This window comes from Marinobacter mobilis, from assembly GCF_900106945.1.
GTDB lineage: Bacteria > Pseudomonadota > Gammaproteobacteria > Pseudomonadales > Oleiphilaceae > Marinobacter > Marinobacter mobilis.
Genome location: NZ_FNNE01000006.1, coordinates 1 through 22,343, shown reverse-complemented (window position 1 = coordinate 22,343; position 22,343 = coordinate 1). Strand labels below are relative to the sequence as shown.

Below are 22,343 nucleotides of genomic sequence, written 5' to 3'. Positions count from 1 at the left end.
CACACCAACGGGATCCCCAATGCAGGTAACGATCAAGACTCCGGAAGAAATTGAAAAGATGAGGGTTGCAGGCCGACTGGCGGCCGAAGTCCTTGAGATGATCGGCGAGCACGTCAAGCCGGGCGTTTCTACTGAAGAACTTGACCGCATCTGTCACGACTACATCGTTAATGTTCAGAAGGCCATTCCCGCACCGCTGAACTACAAGGGATTCCCGAAATCGGTGTGCACCTCGGTCAACCACGTGATCTGCCACGGCATTCCCTCGGACAAGAAAATCCTCAAGGACGGCGACATCATCAATATTGACGTCACCGTGATCAAGGATGAGTACCATGGCGACACCAGCAAGATGTTTATTGTCGGCAAGCCCAAGCCCGGAACCGAACGGCTGATCCAGGTCACCCAGGATTGCCTGTATAAAGGTATCGAGCTGGTTAAACCAGGAGCCCGCCTCGGCGACATCGGCCACGTGATTCAGCAGTACGCCGAGAAACATCGTTACTCGGTGGTTCGCGATTACTGCGGCCACGGTATTGGCAAGGTCTTCCACGAAGAGCCCCAGGTCATGCACTACGGCAAACCAGGTACCGGCATGGAACTTCAGGAAGGCATGACCTTTACCATTGAGCCAATGATCAACCAGGGCAAGTACCAGACCAAACTGCTACCCGACGGCTGGACGGTCGTCACCAAGGATCACAAACTGTCTGCCCAGTGGGAGCACACCCTGCTGGTAACCGCGGATGGCTGCGAGGTGCTCACCAAGCGAGCGGAAGAGTCTTTCTAGGTGGATACTCCTGAGCTGAAACGCCGAATCAAGGAAGACCTTTCGCCAATTCTGGCTGCCCGGGAACTGCTGCAACTCCGCTATGTGGCCGATGCGGAGGCATTCCGCCAAGGTGCGGGTGTACGCGAACTTGTTCACGCACGGGCCAATACCATTGACGAGGTACTTCAGCTCATCTGGTCTCGCTACCCGTTTGCCGGGTCTGACGACATCGCGCTGATTGCCGTAGGTGGCTATGGCCGCGGCGAGCTCCACCCACACTCCGATATTGACCTGCTGATCCTTACGCGGAACGGCGTCGAAGAATCCTGGCAGGACGATCTCGGCGCCTTTATTACCCTGCTGTGGGATCTCCGCCTTGATATCGGCCACAGCGTCCGCAGTCTGGATGAAAGCAAACAGGCGGCGCGGGAAGATGTCACCATCCTCACCAACCTGCTGGAAACCAGGACCATTGCCGGCCCGGACGCTCTGCGGGCAGAACTCAGCGACGCTGTCTATTCCGACGAGATCAGCTCAGACCGTAGCTACTTTATCGCCAAGCGGGAAGAGCAGCAGGAAAGGCATCACAAGTATGGCGACACCGAGTACAACCTTGAGCCCAACGTTAAGGGCTCACCCGGCGCGCTAAGGGACATTCAGACCATCGGTTGGATAACCAAGCGCCACTTTGGCATCGAAAGTATTGCCGACCTCACCCGGTTCAGCATCCTGACCGAAGAGGAATACCGGATCCTAGTTGAAGGCGAAACGTTTCTCTGGCAACTGCGATATGGTCTTCAGCTGATTGCGGACCGCAATGAGAACCGTCTGCTGTTTGATCACCAGCGCGCGCTCGCCCAGATGCTCGGTTACCACGACGAAGGCAAGCGCCTGGGCGTCGAACTGATGATGCAGGCCTATTACCGCACCGTCCTCGCACTGGTCGAGCTCACCGACGTTATTCTCCAGTACTACGATGAAGCGATTCTGGATACCGAAGGCAAGGAGCTCATTCAGCCCCTCAACAAGCGCTTCCAGATTCGCAATCATTACATCGAAGCCGTCAACAATCAGGTCTTCGCCTACGCCCCCTATGCCATCATGGAAATTTTCGTACTGATGGCACAGCACCCCGACATCCTTGGCATCCGGGCCACCACTATCCGCTCGATACGGGCGCATCGCCATCTCATTGACGATGCCTTCCGCTCAGACCTTGCGGTGACGAGCCTCTTCATGGAACTGCTGCGCACGCCCCACAAGCTGCACTGCACGCTGTCGTCGATGAAGAAATACAATGTGCTGGGCCGTTACCTCCCGGAGTTTGGGCAGATCATCGGCCAGATGCAGCATGACCTGTTCCACATTTACACCGTCGATGCCCACACCCTCGGGGTGATCCGCAATATGGTTCGGCTCTACGGCCCCGAGGCTCGCTCTGAGTTCCCCCTGGCATCACGACTGATCCACCGCCTGCCCAAAGTCGAAAATCTCTACATTGCCGGCCTCTACCACGACGTCGCCAAGGGACGAGGTGGCGACCACTCTGAACTGGGTGCGATTGATGCCGAGGCTTTCTGCCGCCGCCACCATCTCAGCGACCGTGATACTCAGCTGATCTCCTGGCTGGTTGAGAATCACCTGCTGATGTCGATGACCGCACAGCGCAAGGACATCTCTGACCCGGATATTATCAACGGGTTCGCCCGGGCGCTGCCGAGTGACGTACATCTGGACTACCTCTACGTCATGACCGTATGTGACATCAGCGCCACCAACCCCAGCCTGTGGAACACCTGGCGGGCGTCCCTGCTGCGTCAACTCTACATTGAGGCCAAACGGGCCCTCGGCCGCGGCAGCGAAAACCCGGTCAACAGAAAGGAATGGATACGGGCAACCCAGACCGAAGCCCGTGAGATGCTGCGCGCGCAGAATTACTCAAACAAGCAGATTGATAACATCTGGCGAAATCTGGAGGGTGACTATTTCCTGCAGGATTCGACGGTGGACATCGCCTGGCAGACCGCAGAAATTATCAAGCACGGCGACAACCCTGACCCACTGGTGCTGATCCGCGATACCCGTGGCGGCCCCAGTGAAGGCTACTCCCAGATCACCATTTACATGAAGGATCGGGTTGCCCTGTTTGCGGCAACCACCGCCGTGCTGGAACAACTGAACCTTAACATCGCGGATGCTCGTATCAGTTGTGGCGATGGCCCCTACTCCATCAGTTCCTATGTGGTGCTGGACGAGAAAGGCCACCCGCTGGGCATTGATCCTGCCCGAAAAGAACGGGTGCGCAAGCGCCTGATCGAGGAACTGGATGATCCGGAAGATTACCCGGACATTATCCACCGCCGGACGCCGCGCAAACTCAAACACTTCGCATTCCCGACAGAAGTGACCTTCTCCAACGACACCATCAATCAACGAACGGTGGTCGAAGTCGTCACACCTGACCGCCCCGGACTTCTGGCGCGCATAGGGCAGGTATTCCTTGAACACCGGGTTCGCCTGACTAACGCCAAAATTGCCACCCTTGGCGAGAGAGTGGAAGACGTGTTTTTCGTCACCGATGAAACCGGGAATCCGATTTGCGATCCGCAAATCTGCGAAAGCCTCCAGAAAGACCTATGCAACATGCTGGACGATAGCCAATGAACCCCAACCTTTCCCTGCTTCACCCCTATCCGTTTGAAAAGCTGACCAAGCTCAAAGCAGGCATCGAACTACCGGCAGATCTGCCGCCGATCTCCCTGGGCATTGGTGAACCCAAGCACCCGGCTCCGGAGTTCGTCAAGCAGGTCATCGCGGACAACCTCGACAAGCTCGCCAACTACCCGACCACCAAAGGGCTGGATGAGCTGAGGGAGGCCATTGCTGATTGGGCAACCCGGCGATTCGAGCTGAAGCCAGGCACACTGACAGCGGATCAGCATATCGTTCCGGTCAACGGTACCCGGGAAGGGATTTTTTCATTGGTGCAATCGGTGGTGGAACGCCGCCCTTCAGCCAAAGTGGTCAGCCCCAACCCGTTCTACCAGATCTACGAAGGCGCCGCGATTCTCGCAGGAGCCGAACCCCATTACCTGCCTTGCGATGACAGCAACGGGTTCATTCCTGATTTCGATCAGGTGCCCGACGCGGTCTGGGAAGATTGCCAGATCCTGTTCCTATGCTCGCCTGGCAACCCCAGTGGCGCAGTGGTGTCACGGGACACCCTGACCAAGGTGATCGAGCTGGCCGACCGGCACGATTTCATAGTTGCCTCTGACGAGTGCTACTCCGAACTCTATCCAGACGAAAACCAGCCACCGGAGGGTTTGCTGCAGACCTGCGCGGCCATCGGCCGTCACGACTTCGCGCGCTGTGTGGTATTCCACAGTCTGTCGAAACGCAGCAACCTGCCCGGACTGCGTTCTGGCTTTGTCGCCGGCGACGCCACGATCCTTCGCGATTACCTGCGTTACCGCACCTACCACGGTTGCGCCATGCCCATCCAACATCAGCTGGCCAGCATTGCCGCCTGGCGTGACGAGGACCACGTGCGCGAAAACCGGGCGGCCTATCGCGCCAAGTTCGAAGCGGTGGTCCCCATCCTGCGGCAGGTAATGGACGTAGACTATCCGGACGCTGGCTTCTATCTGTGGCCTCGAACCGGGTTCAGCGATGAGACCTTCGCCCTGGAGCTTTCCGCCACCCAGAACGTCAACGTACTGCCCGGACGCTACCTGTCACGTACGGTCAACGGCTACAATCCTGGCGAAAACCGCATTCGCATGGCGCTGGTTGCGCCCCTTGAGGAATGCGTTGAAGCTGCTGAACGTATTGTCACCTACCTGAAAAACCGGTAGATCCACCGCACCTGCCGGATACCCACGACAACCGATACTAAGAATGACCATGAAACTCTACGGCATCAAGAACTGCGACACCGTCAAGAAAGCACGTAAGTGGCTGGATGATGCGAACATTACCCATGAATTCCACGACTTCAAAAAAGAGGGGCTGGACGACGCCCTGCTCAGGCGCTGGGAGGAGCAGCTGGGCTGGGAAGTTCTGCTGAACAAACGTGGCACCACGTGGCGAAAACTGCCGGATGACGTTCGTGATAACATTGACGCCCAATCCGCCCATAAGGTCATGCTCGACAATCCATCGATCATCAAACGACCGGTGGTGGAGCATGGCGGTCAGCTCAGCGTCGGCTTCAACGCCGACGACTGGAGCGCAAATTTCGGCCGCTGATCCGCGTCAGGATCAACAGGCCAGCCCGGTACTGGCCGGGAACTCAATCCATTCAACGGGCACGGCAATCCTGCCGTGCCCGACAGACAACCATACAGATCTAGGAGCACCCTTACATGAGCTTCGCTTTCGGAATCGGCATCGGCACCCAGAACACTCAGGGCGAGTGGCTGGAAGTCTACTACCAGCAGCCAGTATTGAACCCGGCACCTGAACTGCTCCAGTGCGCCCGTGACATCCTGGGCTACCAGGGTGGCAACCAGGCCCTGACGGTCGGCCTCGACGACCTCAATGCTCTGGAAGAAGCACTGTGGTCCACCGACCACAAAGACCAGGCCAAGCTCGCAGAGCTGGCCTCGAAAAGCACACGCCCGGTTGTGGTCACCCTTCTGGAGAGCGACGATACCTCTGCCAGCACGCCCGAGGTCTACCTGAAGCTGCACCTGATCTCACACCGCCTGGTCAAGCCGCACGGCCTCAAGCTCGATGGCATTTTTGGCCTGCTGCCGAACCTGGCCTGGACCAACGAAGGTGCCATCGACCTCAGCGAACTGCCCCAGCGCCAACTGCAGGCCCGAATTGAAGGCCGCACCCTGGAAGTCAAATCCGTGGACAAGTTCCCGCAGATGACCGACTACGTGGTTCCGGCCGGCGTACGTATTGCCGACACCGCCCGTGTACGCCTGGGCGCCTATGTGGGTGAAGGCACTACCGTCATGCACGAAGGCTTTATCAACTTCAACGCAGGTACCGAAGGCACCTCCATGGTAGAAGGCCGGATTTCTGCGGGCGTGATGATTGGCAAGGGCTCTGATCTCGGCGGCGGCTGTTCCACCATGGGCACCCTGTCTGGTGGCGGTAACATTATCATCTCCGTCGGCGAAAACTGCCTGATTGGCGCCAACGCTGGCATCGGCATCCCTCTCGGCGACCGCTGCACCGTTGAAGCCGGCCTGTACATCACCTCCGGCTCAAAGGTTGCTCTGCTCGACGATAACAACCAGCTGGTGGACACTGTGAAGGCCCGCGACCTGGCCGGCAAACCTGACCTGCTGTTCCGCCGCAATAGCCAGACCGGAGCCGTTGAGTGCAAGACCAACAAATCAGCCATTGAGCTGAACGAAGAACTGCACGCCAACAACTGATCCTTGCCGCACCCCGGGGCGCTGTGCGCCCCGTTCTACCAAGCAACAGGCTGACACATGACATATTCGCCCACGATTGAATTCGCCCAGGAGCTGATCCGCCGCCCTTCCGTCACCCCCGACGATGCCGGTTGTCAGGACCTGATGATGGCCCGCCTCGCTCCTTTGGGATTTACCGGTGAAGCCATGCGTTTTGGCGACACCGATAACCTGTGGGCCCGCAAGGGCACGGACGGCCCGGTACTGGCCTTCGCTGGCCATACCGATGTGGTTCCGACCGGCCCCGAGAAAAACTGGGATATTGCCCCGTTTGATGCCGTGATCAAAGACGGCCTGCTGCATGGCCGGGGCGCCGCGGATATGAAAGGCAGCCTGGCCGCCTTCGTCACCGCCTGCGAGCGTTTCGTGGCGGCCTACCCGGACCACCGGGGCTCCATTGCCCTGCTGATCACCAGCGATGAAGAAGGCCCGGCCAAGCATGGTACCGTCAAGGTTGTCGAAACACTGGAAGCCCGCCACGAAAAGATCGACTGGTGCCTGATTGGCGAACCCTCAAGCACTGAGTGGGCCGGGGACATTATCAAGAATGGCCGCCGCGGTTCACTCCACGGCTACCTGACAGTGCACGGCATTCAGGGCCACGTCGCTTACCCTCACCTGGCTGAGAACCCCGTTCACATTGCAGCTCCGGCACTGGATGATCTTGCAAGGGAACACTGGGACAGTGGCAACGAGTTTTTCCCGCCAACCACGTTCCAGATCACCAAAATCGAGGCAGGAACCGGCAGCAATATCATTCCCGGCGAGCTGCTGGTGCACTTCAACTTCCGTTACTGCACAGAGAATACCGCCGAGTCACTGGCGGAACGGGTGTCGGAAATTCTCGACCGGCATAGCCTGAAGTACGATCTGGAGTGGAATCTGAGTGGCCGCCCCTTCCTCACTGACCGGGGTGCGCTGGTGACTGCGAGTCAGAACGCCATTCGCCAGGTCACCGGTAAGGACACCGAGCTGTCCACGTCCGGAGGCACCTCCGACGGCCGTTTCATTGCCCCGACGGGCGCTCAGGTTGTTGAACTGGGCCCGCTCAACGCCACCATTCACAAAGTGAACGAGTGCGTCAGCGTTGATGACCTCGATACCATCTCTCGGATTTACGAGCAGATCCTGATCGAACTGCTCGCCTGACCCTGCGCCGCCACTCAATAATGGGGTGGCGGCGTTTCTTCGTGCTCCATCTTGATGTTCGACGGTGACAGCGCCTTGAGCTGGCTGTGCAAGTGACGCTTGGCATCCCAGAGTTCACGGATATCCAGCTCTTGCCGCGCTACCTGCTCGCTTAGGGTATTGATCAGGTCATCCTGAAAAGCCAGGCGGGTTTCAAGTTCCGCCAGGCGCTCTTCAAGCCGTTCTGTGTTCATGGCTGTGATCCACTTCTGGAAATGGGATTATTCGGGGACGGCCTTTGGGGGCCGTCATGGATATCTGTTATCATGCCGCTTTTCCAGCCAGTACGTCCTGCTTTGGCGTTTTCTGGCTGTTTTCACTTGCCGGCATGGCCATTTTACGTGATTGCCGGTTTTTTTGGTTAGTATCTGATTAATGGAGATTCTTGCGTCAATGCGTAATCCAGCCAAAGCGATCCTTCTTGCCGTCCTGATCGCAATTCCTGCGCCCTTTGTACTCGCATTTGCCCTGCTGACATTCGCCCCTGAGGTATTCCAGATTCTTTCTCAGTCCGGTTCCAGCGAGCTTGCCAGCAGCACCCCGTTCGTTCTGGGTAGTGCTCAGGGCATCGCCGCCTATGTCATCAGTTTTGTCCTGTTCGGTCTGGCAGGTTTCCTGACCGTAGCCCTGGTTCAGCGCCAGCCATCACGCGCCAGCAGCCGCCGCAGTTCCGCTGACAGCTACGACGATGAAGGTGACTACGAAGCAGAAGGCCCGGAAGGTGACGAAGAAGGCACCGTGAAATGGTTCAACGTCAAGAAAGGGTTTGGTTTTATCGTTCGCAGCAATGGCGATGAGGTGTTTGTCCACTTCCGCGCCATCCGCGGTCGCGGCCGTCGCGTTCTTCGCCAGGGCCAGCTGGTCCGGTTCAGCGTGGTAGACGCAGACAAAGGCCTGCAGGCCGACAATGTGTCCATCCTGAGCGACTGATTATCCTCATGCTGCGGGAACGGCACCGATCGTTCCCGCAGCATGTCCTTAAAGCCCTGTGTTCCACTCAGTTCCAGACCACCAGCATCTCGCCACGCGGGTCAATCCGCCACCACTTATCCTCTTCAACCGAGTCGCCCTCTTTCCAGCCACCCGGGCTGCAGCGGACTTCATTATCCAGGGCCCGCCAGGCACTTCGTGCACAGTCCAGGTCGTCATTCCAGGGTAGCTCAGCACCTTCCAGAACCACGCAGGCATAACGTTTCCCGTTAGCCTTGGGGTAGACACTTACCCTGACCATGCTATTCCGGACATATCCCTCACCCTTGAAGGCATCGCCATCGGTTACGGTATCGTCGAGCTGCAGGCTATCGAGGTGCTGACAAAGCCAGCGGTTCAATTGCCCCGGTTCCAGATCCCGGACGTAGATTTCGAGGTCTTGCACCCCAGTCTCTCCTGTTACATTAGGTTGGCCCAATAGTGACGCGGAGTTCGTTGCCCTGCAAGCACTGCCCCCTTTTTAACCGGTCATCGGCTCGTGACCGGCCGCCGGTTTTACCAGTGCCAGCTGGGTGGTGACCGAACCGGGCTGCACCGCCGCCAAAGATCGCGCCATCTCCGCAACCACATCATCCATCAACACCCGGCGCAAGTTACCTGCGGCTTTCCGCTCATGCCAGCCAACTTCCGAGGCCGCCCGCTGCAGCGACAGCTCTTGCAGCGCATGCTCCAATGTACCCAACTCATGGTGTCGGGCCATCGCCACCAGCAACTGACGCCTCAATGAACGCTCCTCATCAGCAATGCTCAAGCTTTCCAGTGGCCCCTGCTCTGCATACAGCACCACTCGTACCGCAGCTCGTTCCAACTGCGCCAACATTCTGCCGGGACCCAGTTCATTCCAGGCGGCAAGGCGCGCAGCGCATTTGACCGCCCCCGGACTCAGCTCCACCTGCCAACGCTTTTCAATCCGGGACTGGTGAGCAACAGCAACCGCAAGCAACTGGCGGGCCGTAACACCCGGCAGACAATAGTGCTCAACTGGCCGTCCCAAGCGACAGGCCAGGTCTTCACAGGCCTGCCCGTCATTGCCGGTGCTGTGCCCCAGCAACAAAACCGGGCCGGGAAAATCAGGCACCAGCTCCCGTGCAAGATGACCGTCCCGATCCAGAAAGTCTGCGAGTTGCCCGGGCGATATGCTGTCCAGTATCAATGCAGGCGTTTCGCCGGAACCGCAAACCGGCATCAGGGGATCCCGGGATGCCATAACTTCGGTTTCCCGGCGCAGGTCCACGCAGATATGACCCCACGGCAGCATTGGCAAGAGCGAGTGCAGCCAGGACGTCTTACCCGTCCCCCGGTTTCCCGACAGCCAGAACACGGATTGCGGGGACGCCATCATGGCAACAACCATATCCTGGGCCAGGTAAAGCCAATCGGTGTCTGTAACCACAACCGGAGAGATCGTTGCTGATGCGGAAGCGGAGACCAGATTTCCAACACCAGACACATCCGGACCCCAGTCACCCACCTGCTCCAGTACAGCGACATAGGCCTTACCCTGAAGACGCTCAGCGCCCTGGACCAGCACCTTCATCAGTAACGGCCAGTCGAGCCAGGCAGCCTCTGTCCGCTCCCGGGCAAGAGCAAACCAATACACCAGCTGTGACGACAACAGCCCTTCGCCAGCCAGAGTTGAAACAATGGGCTGTTCGCATTGAATCGTTCGGATGAGTTCATCCTGCTCTACCCCATGAGCTTTCAGCGTGGTTAGCAGACGGGGTTCGGCGTCAAGAAGCGCCAACAGGAAATCTTCTGCAGTAATCGCGCAACCACTGCGGTTTTCAACACTTTGCCGGGCATTGACCAGCGCCAGCTGACAGGAGGGACTCAGGCATCCTTGCCAGTCTTCCATCGCAAACTCCTTTTTGCGGGTCTATATATCGCTGCCCGAAGGGCACATTAGAACGCTTGGGCGGTCATCCTGACCCTCCCTAGGTACGGTGATAGGTATCTTCAAAGCGGACGATATCATCTTCACCCAGATAGCTGCCGGTCTGCACCTCGACCAGTTCCAGAGGAATCACCCCGGGGTTGCTCAGGCGATGAGTCACACCAAGTGGAATATAGGTGGACTGGTCCTCGGTCAACAGCAGGGTTTCTTCTCCACGATGGACACTGGCCGTGCCCTTAACCACGACCCAGTGTTCGGCCCGATGATGATGCTTCTGAAGCGACAGCGATGCTCCCGGGTTTACGGTAATCCGCTTGACCTGGAACCGCTCCCCCATAGCCACGCCTTCGTAAGTCCCCCAGGGGCGATGGACTTTCTTGTGAAAACGGTGTTCCAGGCGCCCCTGAGCCTTGACCTTCGCCACCAGCTTTTTGACATCCTGCACCCGGGAGCGGTCGGCAACCAGAACCACATCATCCGTTTCGACAATGACATGATCCTCAACACCAAGAACCGCCACCAGCCGGCTGTCGGCATGAATATAGGATCCGGAAACATCCTCAACAATGACATCACCACGGCAGACATTGCCATGCTCATCCTGAGGCAGGATATCCTGCAGTGCAGACCAGGACCCGACATCCGACCAACCGGCATCCAGAGGAATCACCACCGCATCGCCGGTTTTCTCCATCACGGCATAGTCGATAGAGTCATCCGGGCAGGCCTCAAAACCCTCACGCCCTACCCGAGTAAAGTCCAGATCGTCCTGTTTTTCAGCCCAGGCCGCCTTACAGGCCGCCAGCATATCGGGCTGGTGTTCCGCCAGCTCTTCAAGGTAGCGATCCGCACGGAAGAGGAACATGCCGCTGTTCCAGAGATAGCCGCCCTCATTGAGATACTGCCTGGCCGTTGCTTCGTCAGGTTTCTCAACAAATGCGGCCACCTCGGAATACCCACCCAGATCTTCACCGGTCCGGATATAGCCGTAGCCCGTGTGCGGCGCCGACGGCACGATGCCGAAGGTGACCAGCTTGCCCTTGCGGGCCGCTTCAGCTCCCTTTCTGACCGCCACCCGAAAGGCCTCGATATCCTTGAGTACATGATCGGAGGGCATCACCAGCAGAAGCTCTTCCGGGTCACTCGCAGCCAATGCCGCCAGCGCTATGGCCGGCGCTGTATTGCGTCCCACCGGCTCCAGAATGATACCGTCTGTGCGAGTGGGTGCCTGTACCTGCAACTGTGCCGCAACGACAAAGCGGTGGTCCTCATTGGTGATTGCCAGTACCCGCAGATCGTCCTCCAGCATCAACCCTCGCTGAATCGTTTCTGCCAGCAGCGAGTCTTCTGAAACAACCGGGAGAAACTGCTTGGGATAGGCTTCACGGGACAGCGGCCAGAGCCGGGTTCCGGAGCCACCGGAAAGAATAACTGCGAGCATGGTTCGTCCTTGGAATCTATGTGTCTTTGAAAGTCTATATCAAAGCAGGCGTGAATACCCGTGCACCCGGCCCCATGGCGGTCACCAGGAACCCGTGTTTTCCATACTGACCCAGAGCTCTTTCGGCGCCAGGGCATCGCCTTTCTGCAGCAACTCAATGGATATGCCATCCGGTGAACGCACAAACGCCATATAGCCGTCACGGGGCGGCCGATTGATGACGACCCCATTGCTCTTCAAGTGCTCACAAAGGGAGTAAATATCGTCCACCCGATAGGCCAGGTGGCCAAAGTTCCGCCCCCCGGTGTACTCCTCGGTATCCCAGTTGTAGGTCAGCTCAATCATCGGTGCCCTGTCTTCCCGCGCCCGGGCTTCATCCCCCGGCGCCGCCAGAAACACGAGCGTAAAGCGGCCCTTTTCGCTGTCCTTGCGACTGATTTCTTTCAATCCCAGCAGATCACAATAAAAATGCAGGGACTTTTCCAGGTCGTGAACACGGACCATAGTGTGGAGGTATTGCATGGTGGTTGTTCCTTTGAGGCTGTTCTGCACACACGATTACCATAACCCAGCCGGTGCTTCTGTAACCATCCCATAAATCGGTCGCTGAAATAAGCGACACCTTAGCTCAGGTCTTCCGAGTAGTCGGACACACCAGCCACCTTCCGCGCGGGGGGACTGGCAAGTCGTTCGCCATGGGTTCGATACCAGCGTTTTTCCAGTTGTTGCTCGATGTCCGTTACCGGCAAATCACAGTTCAAAGGAGAGTCGCTCATCTACGCCCAGCTCCTCTACGTCGTTTCCATCCGGGATGATACGCGAGCCATCATTCCCCGTAACTTTTCGGCCATCCTTCACGTATTCGATCAACACTCATCGACACCCAGCTCCTCTGCGTCGTTTCCATCCGGGATGACGCACCGTCTACCATGGAGCTGAGGTGTTTCCTTAGTGTCAGTAGTAGTTAATCTTCCCAAAAACGGCTTCGACTTCCTTGGGCCATTTGTACTTGAATGGGCTCACCTTCCACCAAAACATCGTTGGCATCAAAATCAAGAAAATCGAATAACTGAGAATTCGTCGCCCTAGAGATTTTGAGCTCAAATAGTTTTTGTACGCATCGAAATTCACACCGACAAGGTCATCGATTTCTTGCTTAGTTAGCCCTTCATTGACGTACTTCACAATAAAGTTCCATCTTTGATACATCATCTCTTCATTAAACGTGGACGAGATCTTCTTCCTCTGTAGCGCTCCTTTAGGAGCCTTCCCGCAAAAGTAATACTTGTCGCGCAGGTAGAGGTGAGAGTAATACTGTCGCTCCCACATCACACCAGAACCGAGGTACTGCAAATTGTGGGAAAAACTCACCTCCAGCTCATCCCAAGGTATTCGGTAGAAGGTGCCCCGGTGCCCGACATACACGACGCCTTCTTGCCGGTCTATCCGCACCGGTAACGTAAGCGGCGCAAAAACCTCGAACAAGTATACCGCTGCCCACAGGGGTACAAACAACGCTGCGGATGCCGTAAAAACCCCGTAATAGAACTGGCCAATCACCCACATAATGGATAGGGCCGCTATCATGAACAGATTTATGGCCACCAACTGAAAACGTCGAAAAATCATATAAAGCGTGCGAACGTCCATAAATCGGTTACTGATATAGGCAACACCAAAATCCTGTTCTTCGGAGGAATCGGACACCCCCGCCACTTTTCGCGCAGGGGGACTGGCAAGCCGCTCACCATGGGTGCGGTACCAACGTTTTTCCAGTTGTTGCTCAATATCAGTTACTGGCAAATCACAGTTCAAAGGTGAGTCGCTCATCGACGCCCAGCTCCTTTATGGCATTTCCATGCAGAACGAGAAGCCCCGAGAACGTTTAACCGCTCAAGCAGCTGGGAGCAGTATGTATTCTGTTGATCAGTAATAGTTGTTCTTACCAAATATGGCTTCTATTTCTCTCGGCCATTTGTACTTGAATGGAGAGATCTTCGCCCAAATAATTGTTGGCATAAATACTGTCATGAAAAAGTGCTCAACAAGCCAATCCTTGGTAGATTTAATATTCGCGGTGGCTATGCATGAGTCATAATTAATTTTGGATAATTTAGAAACGTCCTCACCAACCATCCCTTTGACGTAATACCTAACGATAAAATTCCATTTCTGATACATCAGTTTTTCATTAAACGTGGAAGAGATCCTCTTGCGCTGCAGGCTTCTTTTAGGTGCCTTTCCACAAAAGTAATATTTATCGCGTAGATAAAGATGGGAATAGTACTGTCGCTCCCACATCACGCCAGATCCCAGATACTGTAGATTGTGAGAAAAGCTCACCTCCAGCTCGCCCCACGGTATTCGGTAGAAAGTCCCCCTGTGCCCAACGTACACGAAGTCCTCCTGTCGGTCGATTCTTACTGGTAGGGTCAGTGGAACGAAGATTTCAAACAGATAGACTGCTACCCAAAGAGGCACAAACAGCGCCGCAGATGCTATGAACACCCCGTAGTAGAACTGACCTATCACCCACATGATGGAAAGTGCAACGACCATAAACAAATTGATAATGGGGAGCATACCCCGTCGAAAAATCAAGAAGGCTGTCCTAATATCCACTATTCGGCCACTGATGTAGGCTACGCCATAACTTACCTTATCTGACGAATCGGACACCCCCGGCACTTTTCGCGCAGGGGGACTGGCAAGCCGCTCACCATGGGTGCGGTACCAACGTTTTTCCAGTTGTTGTTCGATGTCCGTTACCGGAAAATCACAGTTCAAAGGTGAGTCGCTCATCGACGCCCAGCTCCTCTACGTCGTTTCCATCAAGAACAACGAGTCCCGTGAAGGTTTAGCCATCCCAACAGCAGGGACCAGAAAGGACTCCGCGGATCAGTAATAGTTGTTCTTACCAAATATGGATTCAATTTCCCTGGGCCATTTGTACTTAAACGGACTTATCTTCCACCAAAACATAGCTGGCAAAAAAACACTGAATAGCGCATATCCAATAAAGCGTTGCCGCGGCTCATCAGCCATATATCTATTATATGAGTCAAGGTTTGCCCCATATAGATGCCCCTCGTCGTCAACTGTGACCCCATCGTTAAAATATCTAACAATGAAGTTCCAGCGCTGATACATCATTTCTTCATTAAATGTAGAAGAGATCTTCTTTCGCAGAAGAGAGCTTTTTGGGACTTTCCCGCAAAAATAATATTTCTCCCGTAAGTAAATATGGGAATAGTACTGTCGCTCCCACATCACACCGGAGCCCAGATACTGCAAGTTGTGAGAAAAGCTCACCTCCATTTCCTCCCAAGGTATCCGATAGAATGTACCCCGATGCCCGACATACACGACCCCCTCCTGCCGGTCGATCCGCACTGGCAGCGTGAGCGGGAAGAAAATCTCAAACAGGTAGACCGCCCCCCACATCGGCACCAAAAAAGTCGCCGTTGCCTGAAGGGCCTTCCCGGAAAATAAAACATCGACAACCCACACTAGTAAAAGGAGGGCCATCATGAACAAGTTTATGAATAGTAGTTGGGCTCGACGAAAACCTGAGAAGGCAGTTCTAATATCCAAGAAGCGGCCACAAATATAAGCAACGCCATAGTCCTGATCCTCAGATGAATCAGACACCCCAACCACCTTACGAGCTGGTGGGCTAGCAAGCCGTTCGCCGTGGGTGCGATACCAGCGTTTTTCCAGTTGCTGCTCAATATCAGTTACTGGCAAATCACAGTTCAAAGGTGAGTCGCTCATCTACGCCCAGTTCCTCTACGTCATTTCCATCCAGAAGACGCACCGTCTGCCATGGAGCTGAGGTGTTTCCTTAGGTCAGTAGTAGTTAATCTGCCCAAAAACGGCTTCGATTTCCTTTGGCCATTTATACTTGAAGGGGCTAAACTTCCACCAAATCATCGTCGGCATAAAAACCACAAAGAAAAAATGATCTATTAGAAAAACTCTCAATGACTTAAACCCAACTGCCTTTATATAAGAGTCATAATTGGCTGTAGCAAGAATATCAAGATCATGCTCACTGACCCCTTCGTTATAGTATCTAACTATAAAGTTCCATCGCTGATACATCATCTCTTCATTAAACGTGGAAGAGATTTTTCTGCGATATAGCGCTCGTTTAGGTGCTTTTCCGCAAAAGTAATATTTTTCGCGCAGATAGAGGTGAGAATAATACTGTCGCTCCCACATCACACCAGAACCGAGGTACTGCAAATTGTGGGAAAAACTCACCTCCAGTTCCTCCCAGGGTATTCGGTAGAAGGTGCCGCGATGTCCCACATATACGAAGCCTTCCTGCCGGTCGATCCGCACCGGCAACGTAAGCGGCGCAAAAACCTCGAACAAGTATACCGCTGCCCACAAGGGTACAAACAAGGCTGCGGATGCCGTAAAAACCCCGTAATAGAACTGGCCAATGACCCACATAATGGATAAGGCCGCCATCATGAAAAGATTTATAAATATCAGCTGACCTCGTCGAAAAATCATATAAAACGTGCGAACGTCTATAAACTTGTCACTGATATAAGCAACACCGAAGTCCTGTTCTTCCGAAGAATCGGACACCCCCGCCACTTTACGCGCAGGAGGGCTAGCAAGTCGTTCACCATGGGTTCGATACCAGCGCTTATCCAGTTGTTGCTCGATGTCCGTTACTGGCAAATCACAGTTCAAAGGTGAGTCGCTCATCAACGCTCAGCTCCTCTACGTCGTTTCCATCCAGAATGATACGCAAGCCATCATCCCCCGTTACTTTGCGGCCATCCTTTACGTATTCGATCAGCAGTTCAAGTTGCTCGTACTTATCATGGTTGTAGTGCGTGAACCGATACGTCGCCCCCTGAGGTGAGCCCTCAACTTTTCGCCTCGCATCGAACACATCTGAAATGTCATTCACGTCGTTGCTGGTGAAGACATTCCGGCTGGCTTCGTAGAGCTTGATGGACATTATGCAGGTTCCCTCATCGAAGCCGGGGAAGTGCACTTTGAAGCCGGTAATTTCCGGCAGCACTTTGAGCTCTCCCTGTCGGGTCGTTTCCCAGTGACTGGCAACAAAGTTGGTGATCCGCACCACCGGAGAGAACAGCAGGTAGTAGAACGCGTCCACCTCTGCCTCGAAGTAGCCCCAAATATTTACGCCTTTATCCGGAGAAACAATCGCCTGACTCGTCTCTAGAAGCTCCACCGTCTTGGGCCTGGATTGGCCGTCCCAGTAACGGAGATAGGGAGCATTACCCCAAAAGGATTGCGACAGGAAATCCTCAATTCGGGAGCGGGCGATGTATAGCTGGATAGCAGTAACTGTTATGGAAATCACCACTAATACAGCCCCCACAAGCACAGCCGGGGCGCCAACGACAGTCGCTGTTCCCGCCACCGCCAAAGCGGTCAGGTAACCTATGCCAATGGTCAAACCTATTTGGACAGCGGCCAGGGCCACAGCCGCACTATGGTCCGTACGCCACGCTCGCCATGCACTCCTACTTTCAAGGCCTATTGCAAGTAGTGGCCCAACATACGGAAGAAACTTAACAGTCACTCTTGCTAAGAATTTTGAGAAACCAGCAGTTATCTGAAGTGCTCTAGCACCACTAAATGCTACCGACACTCTAGTCCCAGCCGCGGCCAAATCCACCCCCAAAGCTTTGGCGTACTCCGACCGGATCAGCAATCCACTGAGGTTGACCACCCCTTCAGCCACATTCCAGAGGCCATCCATAAACGGCAGCCACTTATCGAGCGCGGCTTGGCGGTCGGCCATCATGACATCCTGTTGGGTCTCCTTCAGGCCGCTGAACAAGCTCACCAGGTTAAACGCCTGAAAGAAGGTCACAGCCCCAATGAATTTGGTACGGTTCTGTTTGATGCCTTCAACGACGGGATCAAGCCGGGTCTGGAGCCATCCAAAAGGGTTGTCCCTGAGATCCGGATAAAGATGGAACACATCGATCAGGCTCTCGCGCAGGCGGTTCCTGATATTGGCCTCCATCATTCCAGCGGCAAGGGGCGTCATCGAGAGTTCGGTGAGATCGTAGCCGGAGGCACTCGCCAAAGCATCACGATTAGCCTTCAGGAGCAGGTCTGTCGCGGTGTCCAGCGTCATGCCATGTTCATGGATATCGATCTGGTAGCGTTTCGAGACACGCTTGATCCACTTTTTCCACTGCGGCCGGGTTTGAGGGTTGGCTGCCCAGGCCCCCATATCCGCAGCCGGCGCAGCAAACTCCAGCAGCAGGGTGTCTGTGGCCTTAGTGGCGGTCACATACCCCGGCATGTCGTACATGCTGTCTACGATTTTCAGGCTACCGTAATCAAAGCCAGGAACGCCTTTCAGCTGTTCGGTGATTTTGTTGGTGGAGGAAACCAGAAACAACACACTTTTCAATGCGGTGCCAATTACACTGGACTCGTTACCTGGCTCCAACCAATTTTTGGCATCATCCTTGCCCTTTTCTGCTGAAACATAGCCGTCCAGGATCTCAGCAAGTTCTTGCTCAACCACTTGGAACCCATCGGCACTGTAAATGTCGTTGAACTGCAACTTACTGGCCAGTTGGTCAGAGTCAATCCACTGCTTCCAGTCGTCAAATACCTGGGCACGGGCCAGGTCATACTCTTCAATCTTCTTGTGGTAACGCGCAACAAATGCATCCTTGTCCGCGGAACGAATGCGCTCTTTCAGCTTGTCGGCAACCTCTTTCCGGTCGTCTTCCGATTCTTCTTTCGCCGATTCCCGGGCGATCAGCGCATCCACCATCTGTGCCGTGGTGTAGGCGTAGGCATTCTCTTCGGCGTGATTCTGAATCAGGTTTACATACAGCGCATGCAGCTGCCCCAGTTCGGAGGTAATCCCTATCTCATCGTCCAGTGCCACACAGTAGGAGAACTCTGTTGCCTTCTTGCAAACACCATTAAAGTCGGGCTCTTCAATGCCTTGGGCGAAGTCTGTCAGACTCCAGTTGAATTCCATCGGCTCAGGGCGAAAATCTTCAATAAGTTGGTTCGCAATCTCGGTTTCGGCAATGTTCACCCCCTGGCCGTTTTCCGGAAGCCCATCCAACTCGAAAGCCTGCATGTAACCTGCCCTGACAGCAGCATCTACCCGGACAAGTTCCTGCAAACGAACGGTCCACCTATGCGGTGAAAACTTCAAAAAAACTTTGCCCGTTGCTGGATGGTGAATACAGGGTAAGGCGGAGTCAGCATCAACATCCGGCAATAGTTCGCACTGATTGCCCGGAAGCACCTCAGCGATAGCGCCCTGCGCATCAACCCGATATTCGTGGAGCGTGGCATATGTATCTGAGTACAGATAGACCCACCCAGCGGTCAGTTTTCGCAAACAATAGTGCGTTTTATCCAGAGGTACTGAAGGCGGGAAAAAGTTGTCAGGCAGAGTGATTTCATCCTGACTGATCGCCCAGCGAATCGGATAGAGCGCGACCGTTTTTTGCTGAAGGGGACACACCTGCACGGCAGAGTTTATGTCGTCCCGTCCCTGCAGGAATGCTGCGCTGTTGGCACTACCCATGATTCAGTCCCTCCATTGACTTCCTCTCTGCGTATTCCGCTACTTGTGCGATGGCCTTACCTGGCTGCGCGGAACCACTACGCCATAAATTGCTGACTTCAACATCCTCGAATGCATCTGCACCAAGCCAGCCAATTGTATTGATGAATAGAGCTATGTCCCTTGTACTCCGCAGCTCTTTCCCATTGGCGGCTTTAATCAACCGAGCCACCATAGAGCTGTCTGATTCCTGCTCGTCTTCACCGTTACTCAGAAGATGAGGGAAATAGGTAGCCGTGTGCGCTTCCAGATTTCTTAACGCGGTTCTTTCGGCCCCCTGTTCCATGGCAACCAAGTGTTCTTCCCTGATAACGAACGATGCTGTTAGATGAGTTGTCGGGTGTACATCATTCTGGAAGTACTCCCAGCGTCCATTGCCCCGATCCTGAATGGCAACCGAGCTGCACGGTCCCAATAGTCGCCTGACATCATCAGTTGATTCACCAGCTGACAATAGACTCCTGAGGATTTCCGGATCGTAAAACCGGAAAATCGCGTCTTCACCAGTGGTTGTGTGTGCAATCAACAAACTTCGGAAATGTTCAAGCAAGGCATCGAACCCAACCTCCGACGTTACCGCAATCGCCACGCCATCGTGCATCCAATCCACAAAGCACTTCCTGGAAATCGGCCCATCAAATTCTGCCTTCACCAACCACGGAGAAATCTCAACAAGAGACTCCAATTCTGTCCGCCGATAGAGCGCGTCGCATTCGGGGGACACCTCCTCCCGATAAATATACTGGGGCAAAGCGTCTACTTTCGCTCCATCGATCAGGATAAAGCTATCCCCCATGCTTTGGGGTCGTGGAAGCGACGCCATTATGCTGAGCCCCCTGCTTGACCGGTGCAGATTTGGCAAACCCCTTTCCCCTGATTCGCGGCATTTTTTAGTGCTCGAATCTGGTCGGCTCTAGCCATAGGCCTTTGCGAAACCTCTGGGAGATTCTCTGCTCCATCACCCGTTGGACTGGCTTCGCCCAATGTCGAGGGCAACACCGGCCCACTCACCCCCTGCCCGCTTCCACTTCCCGGCGCACCGCCGGAGTTAATCTTCAAGGTCGGCCCAGACAAGGTAACGCCGCTGGGGTCGAGTTTCAGGAAACTGCCGCCAGCGACGATGGTGAGTTCAGCGCCAGCGTCCAGGACCACTTTGGCACCGGCCTTGTGGTGCACTTCGGTGCCAGCTTCGCTGAGGGTGGCTTGGGCGGTTTTCTGGTGATAGCTGCCGCCGATGGTTTGGCTGCTGTCGGCTCCGATGCTGACCCGTTGTTCGCCGTCCACGGTGAGGTGATCGTCGGCTTGGATGTGGCTGATCCGTTCGTTCTCCACCGTCAGGTGGCTGTCGTGTTTGACCACCTCGGTGCGATCATTTTCAGTGAGCAGGTCCAGGTCTTTCTGGGCGTGGAGGTAGATCTGTTCCTGATTGGCTTCGTCTTCAAACCGCAGCTCGTTGCTGCCCTCGCCCTTGTGGGTCTGGGTTTTCAGCACCGTTCGGGTTTTGTGCTCCGGCAACGCATAGGGCGGCGTGTTGGTGGCGTGGTAGGTGCGACCGGTGATGATGGGCTGGTCCGGGTCACCGTCGAGAAAGCTGACGATGACTTCGTGGCCGATCCGTGGCAACGCCATAAAGCCATACTGCCCTCCGGCCCAGCCCTGGCTGACTCTGAGCCAGGCACTGGAGTGTTCGTCATTCTGGCTGTAGCGGTCCCAGGGGAAGCGGACTTTGACCCGGCCGTGTTCGTCGCAGTGGATTTCTTCGCCGGCCGGGCCGGTGACGAGGGCGATCTGGGGGCCGTCCATCAGCGGTCGATCCAGTCCCTGTGGCCGCCAGTTGCGATCCGCGGGAATGGCCTCGAAGGCATTGTGGTAGGTGGTTGGCTCGCTGCCCCCCGCCTCTTCCAAAGCCTGGGGCTGTTTGCCGGTGTGGACGACCCGGGTGATCAGCCAGTCGCGGTTGAGGTCGTCCTGGGTGTGGCTGCTCAGGGGCAGCCTGGCGCCAGCGGCAAAATCAGGGCGGTTGCTGCGGCCACTGGCCACGCTGGCGTCGTTGCGCAGGGCCTCCAGTTTGGCCTGGGTGAAGGCGCGGCCACGGGCGTCATTCTTGAAGCGGCCAGGGTAATCGTAGTGCTGGTAATCCTCCCGCTGGTGATCCATACCGGCGGCGTTGCTCTCGTGCATCAGCGCGTAGGCAGGGTTCCTGAAGGTGTAGTCTTTCATCACCACCGACGCGGCGCGGACCCGTTCGCGGTAGCTGAACTGGAATACCGCCGGTTGCCGGGTGCTACCACCGGCGGTGGCGTTGCAGGTGGCCTGCGGCAGGGTGACGGCGTCGCCGTGATGGTCCGAAATCACCAGGGGCGGGTTGTCGGCGTCGAGGTCAAAACGGTAGTGCCAGCCTTCTTCGGCGGCCAGGCGCTGGAGGAAGGCCAGATCGCTTTCCCGATGCTGAACGCAGTATTCCCGCTCCGGAGCCGAACGTTTGAGGTCGAACACGGTGTCGACGATGCCGCGCTCTTCCAGCAGGGTTTTGAGAATCGCGTCCGGGGTCTGGGTCTGGAAGATGCGGCTGTTGTGCATCAGCCCGAGGCGCCACAAAGGCGGCTCTACGACCACCTCGTAACAGGTGCGGCGGTGGCCGCTGTCACCGCGGGCGAATTCGGAGACGACGCCTGAAAAACGACGCAGCAGCTGGCCATCCTGCCAGATGGCGAGTTCGACCGGTTGCTCGAGAATCTGATCCAGGGAGGGGGACGGATTTGAAACCTGTTCCCCATCAGAGCCCGATGCCTGGCCTAAAGCAGGATCGGGACTGGCCAACGCCAGCTTGCCGCGGAACAGACAGGACAGAGCCTCGCTGAATTCAAAACCAACGACAGCCAACAGGTCGGCGGGCAGGTCGCCTATACGGACAGTAAACTGCAGCCCCACGGACGGGGGACGAGGGGAAGCGGGAGCCTCGGGCATATCTTCAATCCTTGAAGAGACGTCTTGTGAGTGTGGGCTCTTCCTGAGCC

General features: G+C 55.7%; 20 protein-coding genes. 7 read left to right on the top strand and 13 right to left on the bottom strand.

Features of this window, described 5'->3' with window-relative positions; translation table 11 throughout:
• Positions 1-19 precede the first annotated feature (19 nt).
• The 6 genes from map to dapE all read left to right on the top strand — a co-directional run bounded on the left by map (position 20) and on the right by dapE (position 7,356).
• Positions 20-790, top strand: a complete 771-nt coding sequence (gene map / locus BLV11_RS10265) for a type I methionyl aminopeptidase (RefSeq protein ID WP_091813331.1) — start codon at positions 20-22, stop codon at positions 788-790.
• Positions 791-3,436 (top strand): [protein-PII] uridylyltransferase, encoded by a 2,646-nt coding sequence (locus BLV11_RS10260; protein WP_091813328.1) that lies wholly within the window; start codon positions 791-793, stop codon positions 3,434-3,436.
• Complete coding sequence (gene dapC, locus BLV11_RS10255; protein ID WP_091813325.1) at positions 3,433-4,629, top strand: succinyldiaminopimelate transaminase; 1,197 nt, start codon at positions 3,433-3,435, stop codon at positions 4,627-4,629. The genes BLV11_RS10260 and dapC overlap by 4 nt, the downstream gene beginning before the upstream one ends.
• Before the next feature lie 49 nt (positions 4,630-4,678).
• Positions 4,679-5,023: an ArsC family reductase gene (locus BLV11_RS10250; protein ID WP_091814085.1), complete on the top strand. Its 345-nt coding sequence runs from the start codon at positions 4,679-4,681 to the stop codon at positions 5,021-5,023.
• A gap of 116 nt (positions 5,024-5,139) precedes the next feature.
• Entirely contained in the window at positions 5,140-6,168 is a 1,029-nt protein-coding gene (gene dapD / locus BLV11_RS10245) for a 2,3,4,5-tetrahydropyridine-2,6-dicarboxylate N-succinyltransferase (RefSeq protein WP_091813321.1), read from the top strand.
• Between the two features lie 57 nt (positions 6,169-6,225).
• A complete protein-coding gene (gene dapE / locus BLV11_RS10240; protein WP_091813318.1) occupies positions 6,226-7,356 on the top strand; it encodes a succinyl-diaminopimelate desuccinylase in 1,131 nt (376 codons plus the stop codon).
• Positions 7,357-7,370: 14 nt separating this feature from the next.
• Here dapE and BLV11_RS10235 read toward each other — a convergent pair whose 3' ends face one another.
• Positions 7,371-7,589, bottom strand: a complete 219-nt coding sequence (locus BLV11_RS10235; protein ID WP_091813315.1) for a SlyX family protein — start codon at positions 7,587-7,589, stop codon at positions 7,371-7,373.
• A gap of 199 nt (positions 7,590-7,788) precedes the next feature.
• Here BLV11_RS10235 and BLV11_RS18620 point away from each other — a divergent pair, with 199 nt between their 5' ends.
• Complete coding sequence (locus tag BLV11_RS18620) at positions 7,789-8,325, top strand: cold-shock protein (RefSeq protein WP_091813312.1); 537 nt, start codon at positions 7,789-7,791, stop codon at positions 8,323-8,325.
• A gap of 67 nt (positions 8,326-8,392) precedes the next feature.
• Here the strand turns inward: BLV11_RS18620 and BLV11_RS10225 are convergent, their stop codons facing one another.
• The 12 genes from BLV11_RS10225 to BLV11_RS10175 all read right to left on the bottom strand — a co-directional run bounded on the left by BLV11_RS10225 (position 8,393) and on the right by BLV11_RS10175 (position 22,293).
• Positions 8,393-8,770: a hypothetical protein gene (locus tag BLV11_RS10225; protein WP_091813309.1), complete on the bottom strand. Its 378-nt coding sequence runs from the start codon at positions 8,768-8,770 to the stop codon at positions 8,393-8,395.
• Between the two features lie 75 nt (positions 8,771-8,845).
• Positions 8,846-10,240 carry a hypothetical protein gene (locus BLV11_RS10220; protein WP_091813305.1) on the bottom strand — a complete coding sequence of 465 codons (1,395 nt, stop codon included), beginning with the start codon at positions 10,238-10,240 and terminating at the stop codon, positions 8,846-8,848.
• A 79-nt stretch (positions 10,241-10,319) separates the two neighbouring features.
• Positions 10,320-11,720, bottom strand: a complete 1,401-nt coding sequence (locus BLV11_RS10215; protein ID WP_091813303.1) for a mannose-1-phosphate guanylyltransferase/mannose-6-phosphate isomerase — start codon at positions 11,718-11,720, stop codon at positions 10,320-10,322.
• An 81-nt stretch (positions 11,721-11,801) separates the two neighbouring features.
• Complete coding sequence (gene gloA / locus BLV11_RS10210; RefSeq protein ID WP_091813299.1) at positions 11,802-12,242, bottom strand: lactoylglutathione lyase; 441 nt, start codon at positions 12,240-12,242, stop codon at positions 11,802-11,804.
• 101 nt (positions 12,243-12,343) lie between these two features.
• Positions 12,344-12,496, bottom strand: coding sequence for a hypothetical protein (locus tag BLV11_RS18320; RefSeq protein WP_175528326.1), 153 nt, complete (start codon positions 12,494-12,496; stop codon positions 12,344-12,346).
• A gap of 178 nt (positions 12,497-12,674) precedes the next feature.
• Positions 12,675-13,550: a hypothetical protein gene (locus BLV11_RS10205; RefSeq protein WP_091813296.1), complete on the bottom strand. Its 876-nt coding sequence runs from the start codon at positions 13,548-13,550 to the stop codon at positions 12,675-12,677.
• 96 nt (positions 13,551-13,646) lie between these two features.
• Positions 13,647-14,522, bottom strand: coding sequence for a hypothetical protein (locus tag BLV11_RS10200; RefSeq protein ID WP_091813293.1), 876 nt, complete (start codon positions 14,520-14,522; stop codon positions 13,647-13,649).
• A 96-nt stretch (positions 14,523-14,618) separates the two neighbouring features.
• Positions 14,619-15,494: a hypothetical protein gene (locus tag BLV11_RS10195; protein ID WP_091813288.1), complete on the bottom strand. Its 876-nt coding sequence runs from the start codon at positions 15,492-15,494 to the stop codon at positions 14,619-14,621.
• 75 nt (positions 15,495-15,569) lie between these two features.
• Positions 15,570-16,445 (bottom strand): hypothetical protein, encoded by an 876-nt coding sequence (locus BLV11_RS10190; protein WP_091813285.1) that lies wholly within the window; start codon positions 16,443-16,445, stop codon positions 15,570-15,572.
• Positions 16,420-19,287 (bottom strand): toxin VasX, encoded by a 2,868-nt coding sequence (locus BLV11_RS10185; protein ID WP_091813283.1) that lies wholly within the window; start codon positions 19,285-19,287, stop codon positions 16,420-16,422. The genes BLV11_RS10190 and BLV11_RS10185 overlap by 26 nt, the downstream gene beginning before the upstream one ends.
• Positions 19,280-20,122: a DUF4123 domain-containing protein gene (locus BLV11_RS10180; RefSeq protein WP_245725991.1), complete on the bottom strand. Its 843-nt coding sequence runs from the start codon at positions 20,120-20,122 to the stop codon at positions 19,280-19,282. Before BLV11_RS10180 ends, BLV11_RS10185 begins: the two co-directional genes overlap by 8 nt.
• Before the next feature lie 26 nt (positions 20,123-20,148).
• Positions 20,149-22,293, bottom strand: coding sequence for a type VI secretion system Vgr family protein (locus tag BLV11_RS10175; RefSeq protein WP_091813277.1), 2,145 nt, complete (start codon positions 22,291-22,293; stop codon positions 20,149-20,151).
• Positions 22,294-22,343: the final 50 nt, after the last annotated feature.